Annotated in this window: 19 protein-coding genes and 1 tRNA gene; 16 read left to right on the forward strand and 4 right to left on the reverse strand. The window is 39.5% G+C overall.

The window, feature by feature from the left end; all coding sequences use genetic code 11:
* The first annotated feature begins 8 nt into the window (after positions 1-8).
* The 12 genes from KTV93_RS11265 to KTV93_RS11320 all read left to right on the forward strand — a co-directional run bounded on the left by KTV93_RS11265 (position 9) and on the right by KTV93_RS11320 (position 10,499).
* Complete coding sequence (locus tag KTV93_RS11265; protein ID WP_218249067.1) at positions 9-713, forward strand: CoA transferase subunit A; 705 nt, start codon at positions 9-11, stop codon at positions 711-713.
* Complete coding sequence (locus KTV93_RS11270) at positions 713-1,366, forward strand: CoA transferase subunit B (protein ID WP_218249068.1); 654 nt, start codon at positions 713-715, stop codon at positions 1,364-1,366. Before KTV93_RS11265 ends, KTV93_RS11270 begins: the two co-directional genes overlap by 1 nt.
* Positions 1,367-1,618: 252 nt before the next feature.
* Entirely contained in the window at positions 1,619-2,209 is a 591-nt protein-coding gene (locus KTV93_RS11275; protein ID WP_218250538.1) for an N-acetyltransferase, read from the forward strand.
* Positions 2,197-3,387, forward strand: coding sequence for an argininosuccinate synthase (gene argG, locus KTV93_RS11280; RefSeq protein ID WP_218249069.1), 1,191 nt, complete (start codon positions 2,197-2,199; stop codon positions 3,385-3,387). The genes KTV93_RS11275 and argG overlap by 13 nt, the downstream gene beginning before the upstream one ends.
* 1 nt (position 3,388) lies before the next feature.
* Positions 3,389-4,363, forward strand: coding sequence for an N-acetyl-gamma-glutamyl-phosphate reductase (gene argC / locus KTV93_RS11285; RefSeq protein ID WP_218249070.1), 975 nt, complete (start codon positions 3,389-3,391; stop codon positions 4,361-4,363).
* 2 nt (positions 4,364-4,365) lie between these two features.
* Positions 4,366-5,505, forward strand: a complete 1,140-nt coding sequence (locus KTV93_RS11290) for an aspartate aminotransferase family protein (protein WP_218249071.1) — start codon at positions 4,366-4,368, stop codon at positions 5,503-5,505.
* Between the two features lie 2 nt (positions 5,506-5,507).
* Positions 5,508-6,461 carry a Rossmann-fold NAD(P)-binding domain-containing protein gene (locus KTV93_RS11295; RefSeq protein ID WP_218249072.1) on the forward strand — a complete coding sequence of 318 codons (954 nt, stop codon included), beginning with the start codon at positions 5,508-5,510 and terminating at the stop codon, positions 6,459-6,461.
* 1 nt (position 6,462) lies between these two features.
* Positions 6,463-7,251: an acetylglutamate kinase gene (argB, locus tag KTV93_RS11300; protein ID WP_218249073.1), complete on the forward strand. Its 789-nt coding sequence runs from the start codon at positions 6,463-6,465 to the stop codon at positions 7,249-7,251.
* The gene (locus KTV93_RS11305) at positions 7,251-8,303 is read left to right on the forward strand and encodes a M20 family metallo-hydrolase (RefSeq protein WP_218249074.1); all 1,053 of its coding nucleotides are present in this window, start codon (positions 7,251-7,253) and stop codon (positions 8,301-8,303) included. The genes argB and KTV93_RS11305 overlap by 1 nt, the downstream gene beginning before the upstream one ends.
* A gap of 2 nt (positions 8,304-8,305) precedes the next feature.
* Positions 8,306-9,628, forward strand: a complete 1,323-nt coding sequence (argH, locus tag KTV93_RS11310; RefSeq protein WP_218249075.1) for an argininosuccinate lyase — start codon at positions 8,306-8,308, stop codon at positions 9,626-9,628.
* Positions 9,625-10,086 carry an Lrp/AsnC family transcriptional regulator gene (locus KTV93_RS11315; protein ID WP_218249076.1) on the forward strand — a complete coding sequence of 154 codons (462 nt, stop codon included), beginning with the start codon at positions 9,625-9,627 and terminating at the stop codon, positions 10,084-10,086. Before argH ends, KTV93_RS11315 begins: the two co-directional genes overlap by 4 nt.
* 53 nt (positions 10,087-10,139) lie before the next feature.
* Entirely contained in the window at positions 10,140-10,499 is a 360-nt protein-coding gene (locus tag KTV93_RS11320) for a cupin domain-containing protein (RefSeq protein ID WP_218249077.1), read from the forward strand.
* Here KTV93_RS11320 and KTV93_RS11325 read toward each other — a convergent pair whose 3' ends face one another.
* From KTV93_RS11325 to KTV93_RS11335, 3 genes are read right to left on the reverse strand one after another with little or no spacing between them, the layout of a single operon-like run.
* Complete coding sequence (locus KTV93_RS11325) at positions 10,500-11,123, reverse strand: HAD family hydrolase (RefSeq protein ID WP_218249078.1); 624 nt, start codon at positions 11,121-11,123, stop codon at positions 10,500-10,502.
* 11 nt (positions 11,124-11,134) lie between these two features.
* Positions 11,135-12,421 carry a Na+/H+ antiporter NhaC family protein gene (locus KTV93_RS11330; RefSeq protein ID WP_218249079.1) on the reverse strand — a complete coding sequence of 429 codons (1,287 nt, stop codon included), beginning with the start codon at positions 12,419-12,421 and terminating at the stop codon, positions 11,135-11,137.
* A gap of 9 nt (positions 12,422-12,430) precedes the next feature.
* Complete coding sequence (locus KTV93_RS11335; RefSeq protein WP_218249080.1) at positions 12,431-12,865, reverse strand: type I restriction enzyme HsdR N-terminal domain-containing protein; 435 nt, start codon at positions 12,863-12,865, stop codon at positions 12,431-12,433.
* Positions 12,866-12,867: 2 nt separating this feature from the next.
* On the opposite strand from KTV93_RS11335, the gene holA reads away from it, so the two are divergent.
* From holA to KTV93_RS11355, 4 genes are all read left to right on the forward strand, one after another.
* Positions 12,868-13,905, forward strand: a complete 1,038-nt coding sequence (gene holA / locus KTV93_RS11340; RefSeq protein ID WP_218249081.1) for a DNA polymerase III subunit delta — start codon at positions 12,868-12,870, stop codon at positions 13,903-13,905.
* A gap of 248 nt (positions 13,906-14,153) precedes the next feature.
* Positions 14,154-15,095, forward strand: a complete 942-nt coding sequence (gene trxB, locus KTV93_RS11345; RefSeq protein WP_218249082.1) for a thioredoxin-disulfide reductase — start codon at positions 14,154-14,156, stop codon at positions 15,093-15,095.
* Between the two features lie 27 nt (positions 15,096-15,122).
* Positions 15,123-15,488 carry a fluoride efflux transporter CrcB gene (crcB, locus tag KTV93_RS11350; protein WP_218249083.1) on the forward strand — a complete coding sequence of 122 codons (366 nt, stop codon included), beginning with the start codon at positions 15,123-15,125 and terminating at the stop codon, positions 15,486-15,488.
* A gap of 109 nt (positions 15,489-15,597) precedes the next feature.
* A tRNA-Ser gene (locus tag KTV93_RS11355) sits at positions 15,598-15,682 on the forward strand.
* An 83-nt stretch (positions 15,683-15,765) separates the two neighbouring features.
* Here KTV93_RS11355 and ligA read toward each other — a convergent pair.
* On the reverse strand, positions 15,766-17,775 hold the full coding sequence (ligA, locus tag KTV93_RS11360; protein ID WP_218249084.1) for an NAD-dependent DNA ligase LigA: 2,010 nt from the start codon (positions 17,773-17,775) through the stop codon (positions 15,766-15,768).
* Between the last annotated feature and the right edge of the window lie 83 nt (positions 17,776-17,858).

Consider the following 17,858-nt stretch of genomic DNA (forward strand, 5'->3'; position numbering starts at 1 on the left):
CAGTAAATATGATCGATAAAAGAGTAAAAAACGCCAAGGAAGCCATAAATGGTATTACCGATGGAATGACTTTGATTGTAGGTGGTTTCGGCTTGTCAGGAATTCCCGAAAATTCAATTTCGGAGCTGGTTGAAAGCAATATTTCCGGGCTTACCTGTATCTCAAATAATGCAGGAGTTGATGATTTTGGACTTGGTTTGCTCCTTCAAAAGAAGCAGATCAAAAAAATGATCGCATCCTACGTTGGCGAAAATGCCGAATTCGAAAGACAGATGCTTTCCGGTGAACTTGAGGTAGAATTGACGCCTCAGGGAACTTTAGCGGAAAAATGCCGCGCTGCACAGCACGGAATTCCTGCATTTTATACCCCTGCAGGCTACGGAACCGAGGTTGCTGAGGGCAAAGAAACTAAGGAATTCAACGGTAAAATGCATATTTTGGAATATGCTTATGAAGCAGATTTCGCCATTGTAAAAGCCTGGAAAGGTGATCACGCAGGAAATTTAATTTTCAGAGGAACAGCACGGAATTTCAATGCGCCGATGGCCGGAGCCGGAAAAATTACTATCGCTGAGGTAGAAGAATTGCTAGAACCGGGTGAATTGGATCCGAACCAGATTCACATTCCCGGAATTATGGTACAGCGGATTTTTCAGGGCGAAAAATTCGAGAAAAGAATAGAGCAGCGTACAACCCGAAAAAGAGAAGCATAATGTTGACAAAAGAACAGATCGCACAGCGAATTTCTAAGGAAGTTAAAGACCGTTATTATGTAAATCTCGGAATCGGTATCCCGACTTTAGTAGCAAACTACGTTCCTCAGGATATTTCCGTGGAATTTCAAAGTGAAAACGGCGTTCTCGGAATGGGTCCTTTTCCTTTTGAGGGCGAAGAGGATCCGGACTTGATTAATGCTGGAAAACAGACAATTACAACGCTGCCGGGTGCTTCATTTTTCGATTCTGCTTTTAGTTTTGGAATGATCCGAAGCAAAAAAGTGGATCTCACCATTCTCGGCGCAATGGAAGTTTCCGAGAACGGCGACATCGCAAACTGGAAAATTCCTGGAAAAATGGTGAAAGGAATGGGAGGAGCGATGGATTTGGTGGCTTCGGCGGAAAATATCATTGTTGCGATGATGCATGTAAACAAAGCCGGCGAAAGCAAAATTCTTAAAAAATGTACACTTCCGTTAACCGGTGTCGGTTGCGTGAAAAAGGTAGTCACAGAACTTGCGGTGATGGATGTTACGCCGAAAGGTTTCAGACTTCTGGAGCGTGCACCCGGAGTTTCCGTGGAAGATATTATTAAAGCTACTGAAGCAGATTTGATTATCGAAGGAGAGATTCCGGAAATGCAATTCTAAATCAATTACTTAACAGATTCAATCCCTTTCAATTTTTTGAGAGGGATTTTTTTGTGTTTTGAACTGAAAAGATTTTATATCTAAAATAAGCAGTGTATTTAGATAAAATTAAATATTTTATGCAAAGATTTAAAAAATAAATCTAAATTGTTTTTGTAATTAACTAATAATATCTAATTTTGCATCCTAATTTAGATAAACGTACAAGTGAATACGAAATTTACAGTAAAAGTTGCAACAGATCAGGACCTTATGTCAGTTCCGGCAATTCTAAAGGAAATCGAAGAATCCGCAAAAGAGCGCGGAACCGGAATTGCAAAACGTACAGCTTCATATCTTGAAGAGAAAATAAATGAAGGTAAAGCCGTGATGGCCTTTTCACCGGAAGGCGAGTGGGCGGGTTTCTGTTATATCGAAACCTGGAGTAACAAAACCTATGTCGCAAATTCCGGGTTAATCGTTTCCCGAAAATTCAGGAACGAAGGATTGGCAAGAATGATTAAAGAAGTAATATTCAATTATTCCAGGGAAAAATATCCCAACGCAAAACTTTTTGGTTTAACGACCGGATTAGCTGTAATGAAAATCAACAGCAACCTCGGTTATAAACCCGTAACCTACTCGGAACTGACGCAGGATGATGTTTTCTGGAGCGGCTGCAAAAGCTGCGTGAACTATGAAATTCTGATGAGCAAAGAACGCAAAAACTGCCTTTGTACCGCAATGCTTTACAACCCGAACGAAATCACAGCAACAGAAATTAAGAATAATACCAAATCTGAAAATGACCAGAAGTTGTTTTCAAAATTCAAAAAAATAAAGACAATGTTATGGAAAAAGTAGTTTTAGCTTATAGCGGCGGCCTCGATACATCTTTTTGCGCCGTTTACCTTTCAAAAGTAAAGCAGCTGGAAGTGCATGCGGTGATGGTAAATCTCGGCGGATTTTCTGAAGAGGAAATTAAAAAAACGGAGGAGCGCGCATATCAGTTGGGCGTAAAATCTTTCCATGTGATCGATGACGCGGAGAATTATTACGAAAAATGTATCAAATATTTAATCTTCGGGAATGTTTTAAAAAATAATACATATCCGCTTTCAGTAAGTTCTGAAAGAGTTTTTCAGGCAACTGCAATTGCTGATTATGCCAAAAAAATCGGTGCAAAAGCCATCGCGCACGGAAGTACGGGAGCCGGAAATGATCAGGTTCGTTTCGACAGCATTTTCCAGATTCTTTTGCCGGAAGTTGAAATCATTACGCCAATCCGTGATCTGAAACTTTCCAGAAATGAAGAGATTGAATTTTTGAAGAAAAACGGTTTTGAAATCAACTTTGAAAAATCTCAGTACTCCATCAACAAAGGACTTTGGGGAACTTCGGTAGGCGGAAAAGAAACGCTGACTTCCAATTTATCGCTTCCTGAAACTGCTTATCCAACACAGATTTCAAAAACAGAACCCGAAGAAATGTCCATCACTTTCGAAAAAGGGGAAATTAAAGCTGTAAACGGTGAAAAGTTTTCAAAACCGATCGAAGCGATCCAGAAAATCCAGGAAATTGCGCAGGCTTTCGGAATTGGCCGCGACACGCACGTTGGCGACACCATTATTGGAATTAAAGGTCGAGTAAGTTTTGAAGCGGCTGCTCCATTAATAATTTTGAAAGCGCATCATTTGTTGGAAAAACATACGCTGACTAAAAATCAGCTTTTAATTAAGGATCAGCTCAGCCTTTCTTATGGAAATTATTTGCACGATGGTTTGGTCCTCGATCCGGTAATGAAAGATTTTGAAGCACTTTTCGAAAGTTCTCAGAAAACCGTAAACGGTACAGTTAAAATTTTATTGAAACCTTATCATTTTAATTTGATTGGAATTGAATCTCCAAACGATTTGATGTCATCTGATTTCGGTTCTTACGGAGAAATGAACAAAACCTGGACAGAATCTGACGTGAAAGGTTTCTCAAAAATATATTCGAATGCGCTGAGCATTTATCATCAGGTAAACAACAAGAATTAATATGGAAAAAATAAAAGCAGGAATTGTAGGCGGAACGGGTTTTACGGCGGGTGAATTAATCAGAATTCTGCTGTATCACCCGAATGTGGAGATTTCATTTGTGACGAGCCAAAGTCTCCAGGGCTATTCTATTACCGATGTTCATAAAGATCTTGTTGGAGAAACCAATCTGAAATTTGAAAATTTAGCACAACCCGCAGATATCATTTTTCTCTGTCTTCCGCATGGTGAAAGCAAAAACTGGCTCATCGAAAACGAAAAAGGCATCGCTCCTGAAACCAAAATTATCGATCTTGGGAACGATTTTCGTGTTGATGAAGAATGGAACGAAAAGAAATTCATTTACGGGCTTTCAGAATTCAATAAAGAAAAAATCGCAAAGGCTTTATACATCGCGAATCCCGGATGTTTTGCAACCGCGATTCAACTGGGAATTCTTCCGATTTTGAAACAGGAAAAAATTGAAAAAATCCATTGTGTGGGAATTACGGGCTCAACCGGAGCGGGAAAAGCTTTGCATCAGTCACTGAATTTCAACTGGCGGAACGATAATATTTCTCCTTACAAAACCTTTACGCATCAGCATATCGCGGAAATTGAAAAAAGCATTTCCTTGATTTCTGATACCAAAACGGATATTAATTTTATTCCTTGGAGAGGCGATTTTACACGGGGAATTTTCGTTTCACTGATGATGGAAAGCGACCTGTCTCAGGTCGAAATCGAGGAAATTTATAAATATGCGTACAAATATTCAAAATTTGTCTTCGTTTCTGCGAGCCCGATCGATATGAAACAGGTTGCGAATACCAATAAAGCATTGATTTATATCGAGAAAGTGGGAAAAAATCTTGCGGTTCACGTCGCGATTGATAATCTCCTGAAAGGCGCATCTGGACAGGCAATCCAAAATATGAATCTGATGTTCGGTTTTAATGAAAAGGCAGGACTTAACCTTAAACCCTCCGTTTTTTAGTCATGAAATTATTTGATGTATATCCGTTGATGCCCGTAAATATTGTAAAGGCAGAAAACTGTAAACTTTGGGACGAAAACGGAACCGAATACCTCGATTTTTACGGCGGTCACGCGGTGATTTCTGTCGGTCACACACATCCGCATTATGTGGAAAAAATTAAAAATCAGTTGGATCAGATTGGATTTTATTCAAATTCTGTGATCAATAAACTTCAGGAAGAACTGGCAGAAAAGCTTGGAAAAATTTCCGGCTACGAAGATTACAGCCTCTTCCTGTGTAATTCCGGGGCAGAAGCCAATGAAAATGCACTGAAAATTGCATCTTTCAATTCTGGGAAAAAGAAATTTATCACGTTCAGAAATTCATTTCACGGAAGAACTTCTGCGGTGGTTGCAGCAACCGATGATCCCTCGATTGTCGCTCCAGTAAACGAAACTGACAATTTTGTTTTTTGTGAATGGAATAATGTTGAGCAGTTTGAAAAGCTGTTTTTTGAAAATTTTCAGGATTTGGCTGGAGTGATTATTGAAGGAATTCAGGGCATTGGCGGAATTCAGATTCCGACTCAGGAATTAATGGATAAAATTTCGCAATTGTGCGCTGAGAATAATGTTTTCTTCATTTCTGATGAAATCCAGTCGGGTTATGCACGGAGCGGAAAATTCTTTGCTCATCAGCATTTCGGTGTAAAACCGGATATCATTACGACCGCAAAAGGAATGGCGAACGGTTTTCCGATCGGCGGCGTTCTGGTTTCTCCGAAAATTCCGGCAAAACATAAAATGCTGGGAACTACTTTTGGCGGAAATCATTTGGCTTGTGCTGCTGCCATTGCGGTTTTGGAAATTATTGAGAAAGAAAATCTGATTAAGGAATCTTTTGAAAAAGGCGAATATTTAATTCAGAAATTAAAAGGAATTTCACAGATCAAAGAAATTCGTGGAAAAGGGCTTTTGATAGGAGTTGATTTTGAGATTCCGGCGTCTCAGGTTTCCAAAAAATTAAGGGAAGAATTTAAAATTTTTGTCGGAAGCGCAACCAATCCTTTAACCATGAGGCTTTTGCCACCACTTACGATTTCTTATCCGGAAATTGATTATTTCATCTCTTCGTTAAAATCAGTCATAAATTCAATTTAAAAATGAAAAATTTCACATCAGTTAACGATATATCAAATCCTGAATTGCTTGTTCAGGAAGCTCTGGAACTCAAAAAAAATCTTTACGGTTTCGGGGATTTAGGAAAAAACAAAACACTCGGTTTGGTTTTTCTGAACCCGAGTTTAAGAACCAGAATGAGCAGCCAGAAAGCAGGAATGAACCTCGGAATGCAGGTTCAGGTCATTAACGCCGGACAGGATGCCTGGAACTGGGAATTTGCAGAAAATGCCGTGATGGATGGTTCTACCGTTGAACATATTAAAGACGCCGCAAAAGTTTTAAGCGAATATTGCGACGTGATTGGTTTAAGATGTTTTCCCGGTTTGAAAGACCGTGACGAAGATTACAGCGAATTTGTGCTGAATTCTTTCATCAAATATGCAACCGTTCCCGTGATTTCTCTGGAATCTGCGACCCGGCATCCTTTGCAGAGTTTCGCCGATTTAATTACCATCCGTGAAAACTGGACTCAACCACAAAAACCGAAAGTCGTTCTTTCCTGGGCGCCGCACATCAAAGCGCTTCCACAGGCGGTTGGAAATTCTTTTGCTGAGTGGATGAATGCTGCCGATTTGGATTTTTGCATTGCAAATCCTGAAGGTTACGATTTAAGCAAGGATTTTACCGGCGATGCTAAGGTTTATCACAATCAGGAGGAAGCTTTGAAAGACGCTGATTTTGTGTATGTGAAAAACTGGTCTTCGTATGACGATTACGGCGCGATGCCGGAAGTGAAAGGAAACTGGCTTTTAGGTGAAGAATTTTTGAAAACAAATCCTGAAACAAAATTCATGCACTGTCTTCCGGTACGCAGAAATCTGGAAATGAGTGACGCGGTTCTAGATTCTGCGAATTCTCTGATTTATCAGCAGGCGAATAACAGAACGCTTTCCGCGCAGTTAATCATCAAGAAAATCCTTGAAAATTCTTTTTAAAATGGAAGATTTATATGTCATAAAAATCGGCGGTGAAACCATCAACAGCAAAGATTCGCTTAAAGCCTGTCTGAAAGCAATATCGACGGCGGGAAAAAAGGTGGTTTTGGTACATGGCGGCGGAAAAAAAGTCACCGAACTGGCGCAGAAACTCTTCATTCCCCAACAGATGGTGGAAGGGAGACGGATAACTTCCTTGGAAACTCTGGAACTCTGCACGATGGTTTATGCGGGTCTTATCAATAAAAATATCGTCGCGGGATTATCAGCTGAAAAACTCCTGGCAATAGGACTTTCAGGAGCTGATCTGAACTGTATTGTTTCGAAAAAAAGAGATGCTTCTGTGATTAATTACGGTTTTGTGGGCGACATCGTGAAGGTGAATGAGACGGTTTTTGAAAATTTTATCAGTCAAAATATAATTCCGGTGGTTAATTCCATCAGCATCAGCGAAGATGGTGAGCTTTTAAATACGAATGCTGATGTAATGGCGGCGGAAATCGCAAAAGCAATGTCGGATAAGTACAAAGTGCATCTCCTTTACTGTTTTGAGAAAAACGGAGTTTTAAAAGATATTACCGATGAAAATTCAGTAATTATGGACATTTCAAAAACAGATTTTACGCACATGAAAGAAACGAAACAGATTGCCGACGGAATGATTCCGAAACTGCAGACTGCTTTTCGAGCGCTGTATCACGGTGTGGATGAGGCAAGAATTCTTAAAAGTGACGCGCTGGAAAATTATTTTACCAACGAAAACCCCGGAACAAATATCAGTTTACATTAATGGAGATTTTAAATAACGAAGTCAGAAATTTTTTGATTGAATTGATCGAAACGCCCTCTTTCAGTAAAGAAGAGGAAAATACAGCGTTAATCATTGAGAAATATTTAAACCTGAAAAACATCCCGTTTCAGAGAAAAGGAAATAATATTTGGGCAAAAAATCTTTATTTCGATGAAAATTTGCCGACAATTCTGCTCAATTCCCATCATGACACGGTAAAGCCGAATTCCGGGTACACATTGGATCCGTTTAAAGCGGTGAAAAAAGACGGGAAGATTTTTGGCTTGGGAAGCAACGATGCGGGCGCAAGTCTGGTGAGTTTATGGGCAGTTTTTGCGCATTTTTATGCAAAAAAACTTAAATATAATTTAATTTATGCAGCCACGGCCGAAGAAGAAATTTCCGGTGAGAACGGAGTGAAATCGATTTTGGAAGATTTAGGAAAAATTAATTTTGCCATTGTTGGTGAGCCTACGAAAATGGATTTGGCGGTTGCGGAAAAAGGTTTGGTTGTATTGAATTGTGTGGCGAAAGGAACAGCTTCTCATGCTGCTCACATTAATGATGATAATTCGATCTATAAAGCGGTTCGGGACATTCAGAAAGTACAGAATTTTGAATTTGATAAGATTTCAGAAGTTTTAGGAAAAGTAAAAGCGACCGTGACGATTGTAAATGCAGGTTCCCAACACAATGTGGTTCCGGATCAGTGTCATTTTACAATTGATGTACGGACGAATGAACATTATTCCAATTCAGAAATTGTGGAAATTTTCAAAAAAGAGCTGGAGTCTGAAATTCAACCGAGATCATTGGCTTTAAATTCTTCAAAAATTAATTTGGATCACCCTTTTGTTTTGGCAGCGCAGCAAGAAAACTGTAATTTATACGGTTCTCCGACGGTTTCAGATCAGGCTTTAATGCCTTTTGATTCTGTGAAAATCGGGCCCGGAGATTCCATGCGTTCGCACACGGCGGATGAATTTATTTACGAAAAGGAACTCGCTGAAGGCATCGAAAAATACATTGAAATCCTCTCTCATATTCTTTAAAAATGGAAAATAAAAAACTTTGGGCGAAAGATTCAGCCAACCAGAATCATTTGGAAATTATTGAAAAATTTACCGTTGGTAAAGACAAAGATTTCGATATTTTATTGGCTCAGTACGATATTCTTGGGACAAAAGCACATTGCAAAATGCTTGCAAAAATCGGTTTTTTAGGGGAGGAAGAAAATAATGCTATTCAGAAAGAGCTGGATGAAATGTATATTTTGGCTAAAGAAAATAAGTTGTTAATCAACGATGGAGTAGAGGATATTCACAGCCAGATTGAGTTTAATTTAACTCAAAAACTGGGAGATGCCGGAAAGAAAATTCACACAGGAAGATCACGAAACGATCAGGTTTTATTGGCGATCAAATTATATTTAGCGTCAGAAATCAAAGAAATTGCACAACTTTCAAAGAATTTATTTGAACGTTTAATTAACCTCGCAGAAACTCACAAATCTGCATTAATGCCGGGTTACACGCATTTTCAGATCGGAATGCCTTCTTCGTTTGGATTGTGGTTTTCTGCTTTCGCCGAATCTTTATCCGAAGATTTAGAGGTTTTAGCCGCAGCTTTATCCGTGGTTGAGAAAAATCCTTTAGGTTCGGGTGCCGGTTTTGGATCTTCTTTTCCACTGGATCGGGATTTTACAACAAAAGAGCTGAATCTAGAAAAAATGAACATCAATTCTGTTTACGCACAAATGACGCGCGGAAAATCAGAAAAAATCACAGCGATGGCAATGAGTACGGTGGCTGCGACTTTAAGCAAACTTGCTTACGATATCTGCATGTTCAGCAATCAGAATTACGGTTTTATCAGTTTTCCATCCGAACTAACGACCGGAAGCAGCATTATGCCTCACAAAAAAAATCCTGATGTTTTTGAACTGATCCGTGCAAAATCTGCCCGAATTCAGAGTCTTCCGAATGAACTTACACTGCTTATAAACAATCTACCATCAGGCTATCACAGGGATTTTCAGTTGACAAAAGAAATTATTTTCCCGGGAATCCAGGATTTGAAAGACTGTCTGCAAATTTTTGAATTTATGCTGAAACACATTAATGTGAAGGAAGATATTTTGAAGGACGAAAAATATGATTATCTTTTCAGCGTCGAAAAAATCAACGAACTGGTGATGAGCGGAGCAAGTTTTCGGGAGGCCTACCGCGAGGTCGGAAATTCCATTGAAAACGGTTCGTACAGTTACCGAAACGATGATTTAAAGCATACCCACAAAGGGAGTATCGGGAATCTATGCCTCGACGAGATTACTCAGAATTTTGAGGAAATCTTCAGGAAATTCAATAAAAATATATGAAGACACTAGACAGTACAGACCATAAAATTCTTAATTTCATGCAGGAAGATTCCACCGTTTCCGTAAAAGATCTGGCGGAAAAGATCGGGCTTTCCTTCACTGCGACCTACGAAAGGATAAAATCGCTGAAGCATCACGGCATTATCAGAAAAAATGTTGTGCTGATTAATGCAGAACTTGCAGGATTCGAGATTATGGCGTACTGTAATATCGTGTTAAAAGAGCAGTCGAACGAAAAACTGCAGGAATTTGAACAGAAAATAAAGGATGAGCCACAGGTTCTGGAGGTGGTAAGTCTCTCGGGACAATATGATTATATGATCAAAGTTGTGGCAAAAAACATTAAGGATTATAATAATTTTATGACGACTGTTGTAGCAAATATCCCCAACATCGGCCAGTATCACAGCAATATCGTACTTTCGGTCATTAAAAATGACACAAAATTTACTTTTTAAATCAGGAAATTATTCCTGATTTTTTTTATTTAATTTTGAAGTAAATCTAGAAGATGCCAAAATTTAAAATTCAAAAATCGCCCTTCACTGTTCCGACGACCGACGGGAAGCTGATTGAAGAAATCTGGGGAAACTCCACCGGAAATTCAAATATTTCTATTGCGCATATGGTCGCACCTCCAAACTGGACTGAACCGCATCAGACGCCGGAATTTGATGAATTTACCTACATTATCAAAGGAAAGAAACAATTCGAAATCGATGGTGAAACTGTGATATTAGAAGCTGGACAAAGCATTCTGATTGAAAAAGGAGCCAGAATCCGTTACAGCAATCCGTTTGAAGATTCCTGCGAATATTTAGCAATTTGTCTGCCTGCTTTTTCAATGGATTTGGTGAACCGCGAAGAATAATTAATAACGAATACCTAAACTTCTTAATTCTTCCTCCAGATTTGTCCCTTCAGTAATATGAACCGTCATAAAACCTAGCGTTTTTGCGACTTCTATATTCTTTGGATTATCATCAATGAAAACAGATTCTTCAGGCTTCAGATGATATCTTTCGAGCAGAACTTCCCAGATTTTCTTATCGGGTTTAATGAGTTTCTCAGTGCCGGAAACAACTATTTTCCCTTTAAAAGCATTAAAGAAATCATAGTTTGCCAAAGCATAAGGAAAAGTTTCCGCTGACCAGTTGGTAAGCCCGAATAATTCATATTCCGAATGCTCCAGTTTTCTTAAAACCTCTACATTTTCGGGAATATCAGATTTCAGCATTGTTGTCCAGTTGTCGTAATAAGCGCGGATTTCCGTTTCCCATTCTGGAAATTTTGCCACCTGAATGTCTGTTCCTTCCTTTAAACTTCTGCCGCGGTCCTGCTCTGCATTCCATTCATCTTCGGCGATGTTTTTAAGAAAAAATTCCATCTTTTCATCATCATTAAAATAATCTCTGAAGAAATATCTGGGATTCCAGTCCATCACCACGCCGCCGAAATCGAAAATTATATTTTTTATCTGTGAATTTTTCTGCATTTTTTATTGAATTATTTTTTGCCGAACAGAATACTGATCAGTGTGAATAGTAAAAGAATATGGAGGTAAAATGAATATTGTACGAGCTCGACATAATCCATCTTAAAACTGCTGAGTGAAATGAGAATCAGAATCTGCGCGCCGTAAGGAATTAAACCCTGTACATAACAGGAAGATATATCAAGCACTGAAGCACTTTGCTGCGGTTTCAGGCCGTACTTGTCATTGATTTCTTTAGCAACTTTCCCGGAAATAATGATGGAAATAGTATTGTTTGCCACACAAAGATTGGCGACGGTTACTAAACCACCGATTCCAAGTAAAGCCGTTTTTTTTGAATGAATAATTTTGCTGATATTCTTAATTAAGAAAGAGATTCCGCCCGCTTTTTCCACGAGAGCGGCCAGTCCGCCCGTAAGAAGGGAAAGAAAGAAAATTTCTGTCATGCTCGTGAAACCTTCGTAAGTTTTCTTTGCAAATCCGATAAAATCGAAGCTTCCGTAACCAAAACCTAAAATTCCTGCAAATGCAAGACCTGCAAATAGTACCACAAAAACGTTCAACCCAATGAGAGAAAGTACAATCACGAGAATATATGGCAAAATTAAAATAAGGTTAAAATCTTTTACTGAATCTGCCGCTGCGGCAGTGCTTTCCTGATTTAAACCCACTGCGGTTAATAAAATAATCGCTGTGAAAGCCGCCGGAATGGCAATTTTGGAGTTAAAACGAAACTTATCTTTCATCTGGCAGCCTAAACTTTGAGTAGCTGCAATGGTGGTGTCCGAAATCAAAGACAGGTTATCGCCGAACATCGCTCCCGAAAGTAAGCAAGCACCGATTAACCCTAAAGGTGAGTCGCTTTTTTCAGCAAGCGCGATAACAATAGGTCCAAGTGTTACAATTGATCCAACCGAAGTTCCCGACGCAAAGGAAAGAAACGACGCCATGACAAAAACTCCAACAGGAAAGTAAGCAGGCGAAATATAGGTAAGCCCGAGGTTAACAATGGAATCTACACTTCCTGTCGCTGCTGTTACTGTCGCAAAAGCTCCTGCCAGAAGGTAAATAATACACATCGTAAGGATTTTTCCATCGCCACATCCTTTCAGGAAAGTATCAACTTTCTGATTGATTTTTCCTTTCAAAAGTACAAACGCTGCGGTAATTCCTATCAGAGCAGCTACAGGTGAAGGAAGTGCATAAAAATCGTCATAGTAAATCCCGAACCCCAGGAATACAAAAACGAAAATCAGCAGCGGAAAAACTGCAACAAATTGAGAATTAAGTTTAAACATTCCGCAAAATTACTGTTCAAAAGGTGAAAACACATAATGATTGTCGGAAAACTTTGCATACACATGCTGCAGACCGTTACTCAGAATAATTTCTTCAGCCCCGATGATCGAGTTATATCTCGCGGTCTGTTCGAAAGTTTTTTGGGTAAGTTTGATTTTCGGTGCTTTACATTCAACCAAAATTTTAGGGACCGTTTTTTCGGTTACCAATAAATCTATTCTTTTGGTAGTTCCGTTCAATTCCAGTTTTTTTTCTACAATCAAAGACGATAAATTTCGTTTCTTAACGGTATGAAAATAATGCACCCAATGCTGTCTTACCCATTCTTCAGGCGTCAGCAGAAGCCACGTTTTCCGGACCAAATCATAAATAAAAAACTTATCTTTGTCTCTCTTGATCTGCAGATCAAAAGTAGCCTCAAAATTCAGTTCCGGAAGTTGCATGTATGAAAGAATTAGATTTAGTCCTCAAAAATATTAAAAATAAAGAGTTTCTGCCCATTTATTTTTTCCACGGCGAAGAACCTTTTTTTATGGATGTTGCTGTGAAAGCTTTCGAAAACGATGTGTTGGAGGAAGATGAGAAAGCCTTTAACCAAACCGTAGTTTACGGCAAAGACACCACTTTTTCTGAGGTACTTTCTCTCGCAAGACAATTCCCGATGATGGGCGAAAAACAGGTCATTATTCTGAAAGAAGCTCAGGAAATCCGGATGATCGAAAAAGAAGCAGAAGCGTTGAAATTTTACGCCGAAAATCCTGTAGAATCCACACTTTTAATCATTGCGCACAAACATAAAAAAGTCGATTCACGTAAAAGTTTTGCCAAGATTCTTTCCAAAAACAAAATGCTTTTCGAAAGCGCTAAAATGCGTGATTACGAAGTTCCGAAATGGATCGAGCAGGAACTACGCAACGCTGGTCTAAAAGCAAAACCTAATATTCCGGCTCTACTTTCAGAATATCTCGGCACCGATTTATCACGGATTTCAAACGAACTGCACAAACTCAAAATGATCCTCAAAAACGATGAAATCCTGGATGAAAAAACCATCGAAACCCACATCGGAATCAGCAAAGAATTCAATGTTTTTGAACTCATCAAGGCATTGGGTAAAAAGGATGAAAGCAGTGCACTCAGAATTGCTCATTTCATAGGGAAATCGCCGAAGACGAATCCCTTGCCAATGATGATGGGCAACCTTTATAATTTTTTCTCGAATCTTATTATTTATCATACATCGCCAGGCGTTCAGCCGAATGTTTTAGCCGGGCAAATGAATGTGAATCCGTATTTTTTGAAAGATTTTGCCGAAGCAGCACGGTTTTACAACCTGAAACACTGCACCAGAATCATCTCGATCCTGCGTGAAATAGATCTTAAAAACAAAGGCTTGGGCGCTGTAAATATGGAGGAAGGCGAACTGCTCACCGAGATGGTGTACAAAATCCTTCATGTCGACCGCTTGAAAGTGAAAGTGTAATTTTTTGGGCGACTTTTCCGCCCTCCGTTCTCGCTTTTTTGCTTCACTTCGTTGCGCAAAAAGAGCTCCACTCAGGTCGGGTCGCGGTTTCAGTTGTGAAACAGAGATCATTAAATAAAGATAAAAATCAGACAAATAAAATAAAGATAATATTTCGCGCATTGAAAAAATTCATCATAAAATAGACTACAACCCAAAATAATTAACGATTTTTGAAAACTCAAAATCATAAACATCAACATTAAATAATGGAACAGAATATTTTAGACTGTGTGATCGTAGGTTCGGGTCCATCAGGATTTACCGCTGCAATTTACGCTGCAAGAGCCGATTTGAAACCGCAATTATACACTGGTCTTGAACCCGGAGGACAGCTGACAACTACCACAGAAGTAGATAACTTTCCAGGCTATCCGGACGGCGTTACAGGTCCTCAAATGATGATGGATCTTCAGAAACAGGCCGAAAGATTCGATACAAAAGTTCATTACGAACTCATCACAAAAGCTGAATTTTCTAACGAAGAAGGCGGAATTCATAAACTTTGGGCAGGTAATAAAGAGATTTTGGCGAAATCAGTAATTATTTCAACCGGTGCTACAGCCAAATATCTTGGCTTGGATGACGAGAAAAAATATTCCGGAGGAGGCGTTTCTGCCTGTGCAACCTGCGATGGATTTTTCTATAAAGGAAAAAATGTTGTTGTAGTAGGAGCGGGCGACACCGCGGCAGAAGAAGCGACATATCTGGCAAAACTTACGAATAAAGTAACCATGTTGGTAAGAAAAGATATGTTCAGGGCTTCAAAAGCGATGATTCACCGTGTAGAAAATACGCCGAATATTGAGGTGAAATTCAATCATGAGCTCATCGGAATCGAAGGTGAAAATGCTTTGGTGGAAAGAGCGGTCGTAATCAACAATCAAACTCAGGAAACCTCTAAAATCGATGTTCACGGGATTTTTATCGCCATTGGTCATAAACCGAATACAGATGTTTTTGCCGGTCAGATCGATTTGGACGAGAACGGCTATATCAAAACGGTTCCGGGTTCTACAAGAACGAATTTGCCGGGAGTTTTTGCTGCGGGAGATGTTCAGGATCATATTTACCGCCAGGCGATTACTGCGGCTGGAAGCGGCTGTATGGCTGCAATGGACGCTGAAAAGTACCTTGCAGAATTAGCCTAACAGAAGAGCTACTGACTCCAAACAGTGATGAGAAACCTGTTTTATATATTTATTGGCGGTGGACTCGGAAGCGTTATGCGCTTTCTGGTTTCCAATTACACCCAGAAATTATGGAACATCAACACGTTTCCGATGGGAACTTTTGCCGTCAACATGATTGGCTGTTTTCTCATCGGAATTTTCAGTGCTTATTTTCTTAAGGCAGATAATTATCTGAAATTCCTTCTTATTACAGGATTTTGTGGCGGGTTCACCACATTCTCTACTTTTTCCGCGGAAAATATTTCGCTTTGGGAGAACGGAAATTATGTTATGCTTGCTTTTTATATTCTCTTGAGTGTGATTATCGGATTTGGCGCTGTTTATTTAGGGTTAAATATTGCTAAGAATTAAATTTTTCCCTTTGAATACTAGGTTTTTAGGATATTTGTCAAAAAAATATTTGGTCGGTAAACAAAAGCTCTTTATATTTGCACCACTGAAAATGAGAAATCATTTGACTGGAGGAATGGCAGAGTGGTCGATTGCGGCAGTCTTGAAAACTGTTGACTGTAACAGGTCCCGGGGTTCGAATCCCTGTTCCTCCGCCTTGTAAATTTCACGGTTTACATTTAAACCCTTTAAGACGTAAGTTTTAAAGGGTTTTTTATTACTGGTATGTTTTGGGTTTTTAGGATTGATTTCCCAGTAAATCCAGGAACTGCTGCTCATCCAGAATTTCTATGGTTCCGATTTCCTGTGCTTTTTTCAGTTTGCTCCCTGCTTTTTCGCCAACGACAAGATAATTGAGATTTTTGGAAACAGCAGAAATATTTTTACCGCCATGTTTTTCCACCATTTCTTCGGCATCATCCCGCGTGAAAAGAGAAAGTTTCCCGGTGAACAGAAAAGTCTTGTTTTCGAGGACGTTGCTTAAAACTTCGTTCGTGTTTTCACCTCTTTCCAGCTGGACGCCATAGGATTTCAATCGCTCTACCATCAGAATATTTTCGGAGTTCTGAAAGAATGCGATGATACTGTCCGCGATTTTACCGCCTATGTCTTCTACCTGTACCAGTTCTTCCGCAGTAGCCTTCTGAAGATCATCTATGGAATTAAAGTTCTTTGCCAGTTTCTTTGCAACGGTTTCGCCCACATGTTTAATTCCGATTCCGAATAATACTTTCTCAAAAGGAACGGTCTTAGATTTTTCAATTCCGTCAATGATATTCTGTGCAGATTTTTCCGCCATTCTTTCCAGCGGAAGAAGCTGTTCTTTGGTTATAGCATAAAAGTCGGCAGGATTTTCAACGAGTTTTTCGCGGTAAAGTTGTTCAATAGTTTCTGCACCAAGATTATCGATGTTCAGCGCCTTTCGGGAAACGTAATGTATCATTCTACCTACAACCTGCGGCGGGCAGTGCAGTTCGTTCGGGCAGAAATGAATCGCCTGATCTTCAACTTTAACGAGTTCTGTTCCACACTCAGGGCAGTTTTTTATGTACTCAATTTCCGGATTTTCCGGATTTCTTTTTTCAAGATTTACCCCAACGATTTTCGGAATAATTTCGCCTCCTTTTTCAACATACACAAAATCGTGTTCGTGAAGACCCAGTTTTTTGATGATATCTTCATTATGCAGACTTGCTCTTTTAACAACGGTTCCGGCCAGCAGAACAGGTTTCAGATTGGCAACGGGAGTAATAGCGCCCGTTCTTCCGACCTGGTAAGTAACGGCCTGTAGTTCGGTTTCCACTTTTTCGGCTTTGAATTTATAAGCCATCGCCCATCGCGGGGATTTAGCGGTATAACCTAAATTCTTCTGCTGAGCCAAATCGTTAACCTTTACAACAATTCCGTCGATGTCGAAGCCTAGTTTGTGTCTTTCAATGTCCCAGAAACTGATGAATTCTTTTACTTCGTCCAGCGTTTTACAAAGTTTTGCCTGTTCTGAAATACGGAATCCCCAGGATTTTGTTTTCTGAAGCAGTTGCCAATGTGTTTTAACAGGGAAATCACCGGAAATATACTGATACAGAACCGCTGAAAGTCCGCGCTTTCTCACTTCCGCGGAGTCCTGAATTTTCAGACTTCCAGAAGCGGTGTTTCGTGGATTCATAAATGGGTCCAAACCTTCTTCCTCGCGTCTTATATTGATTTTATTGAAGTTTTTTCTGGTCAGATAGATTTCACCGCGTATAAAAAACCGCTCCGGGAAATCACCGTGAAGCTGCATTGGAATTTCTGAAATTGTCTTCACATTTGGGGTAATTTCATCGCCCTGAAAACCATCACCGCGGGTGACGGCTTCCTTGAGTTTGCCGTTTTCATATAAAATGGAAATCGACGCTCCATCATATTTAAGTTCAGCTACAAATTCAACCGGTTCATTCAAGGTTTTTTGAACGCGTTTTTCCCAGTCTTCAAGATCATCGAAATCGTAGGAATTATCAAGGGAATACATTCTGAACTGGTGCTGAACTGTCGGGAAATTTTTGGTGACTCCGCCGCCAACGCGGGAAGTAGGAGAGTTGCAGTCGTAAAATTCTGGGTATTTTTCTTCCAGCTCCTGAAGCTCCTTCAATTTCAGATCAAATTCAAAATCTGAAATGGTAGGTTCATCCAGTGTGTAATAACTGTAATTGTGCTGATGAAGTTCCGCACGCAGTTCTTCTATTTTTTGCTTGATGTTTTCAGACATTTTATGTGGAAGGTTTCCACAAAAATACTAAAATCAAACTTTATTGATTCACTGTTTTGTTAAAATACGGTGCTTAATTAAAG

The organism is Kaistella faecalis, assembly GCF_019195395.1.
Taxonomy (GTDB): domain Bacteria; phylum Bacteroidota; class Bacteroidia; order Flavobacteriales; family Weeksellaceae; genus Kaistella; species Kaistella faecalis.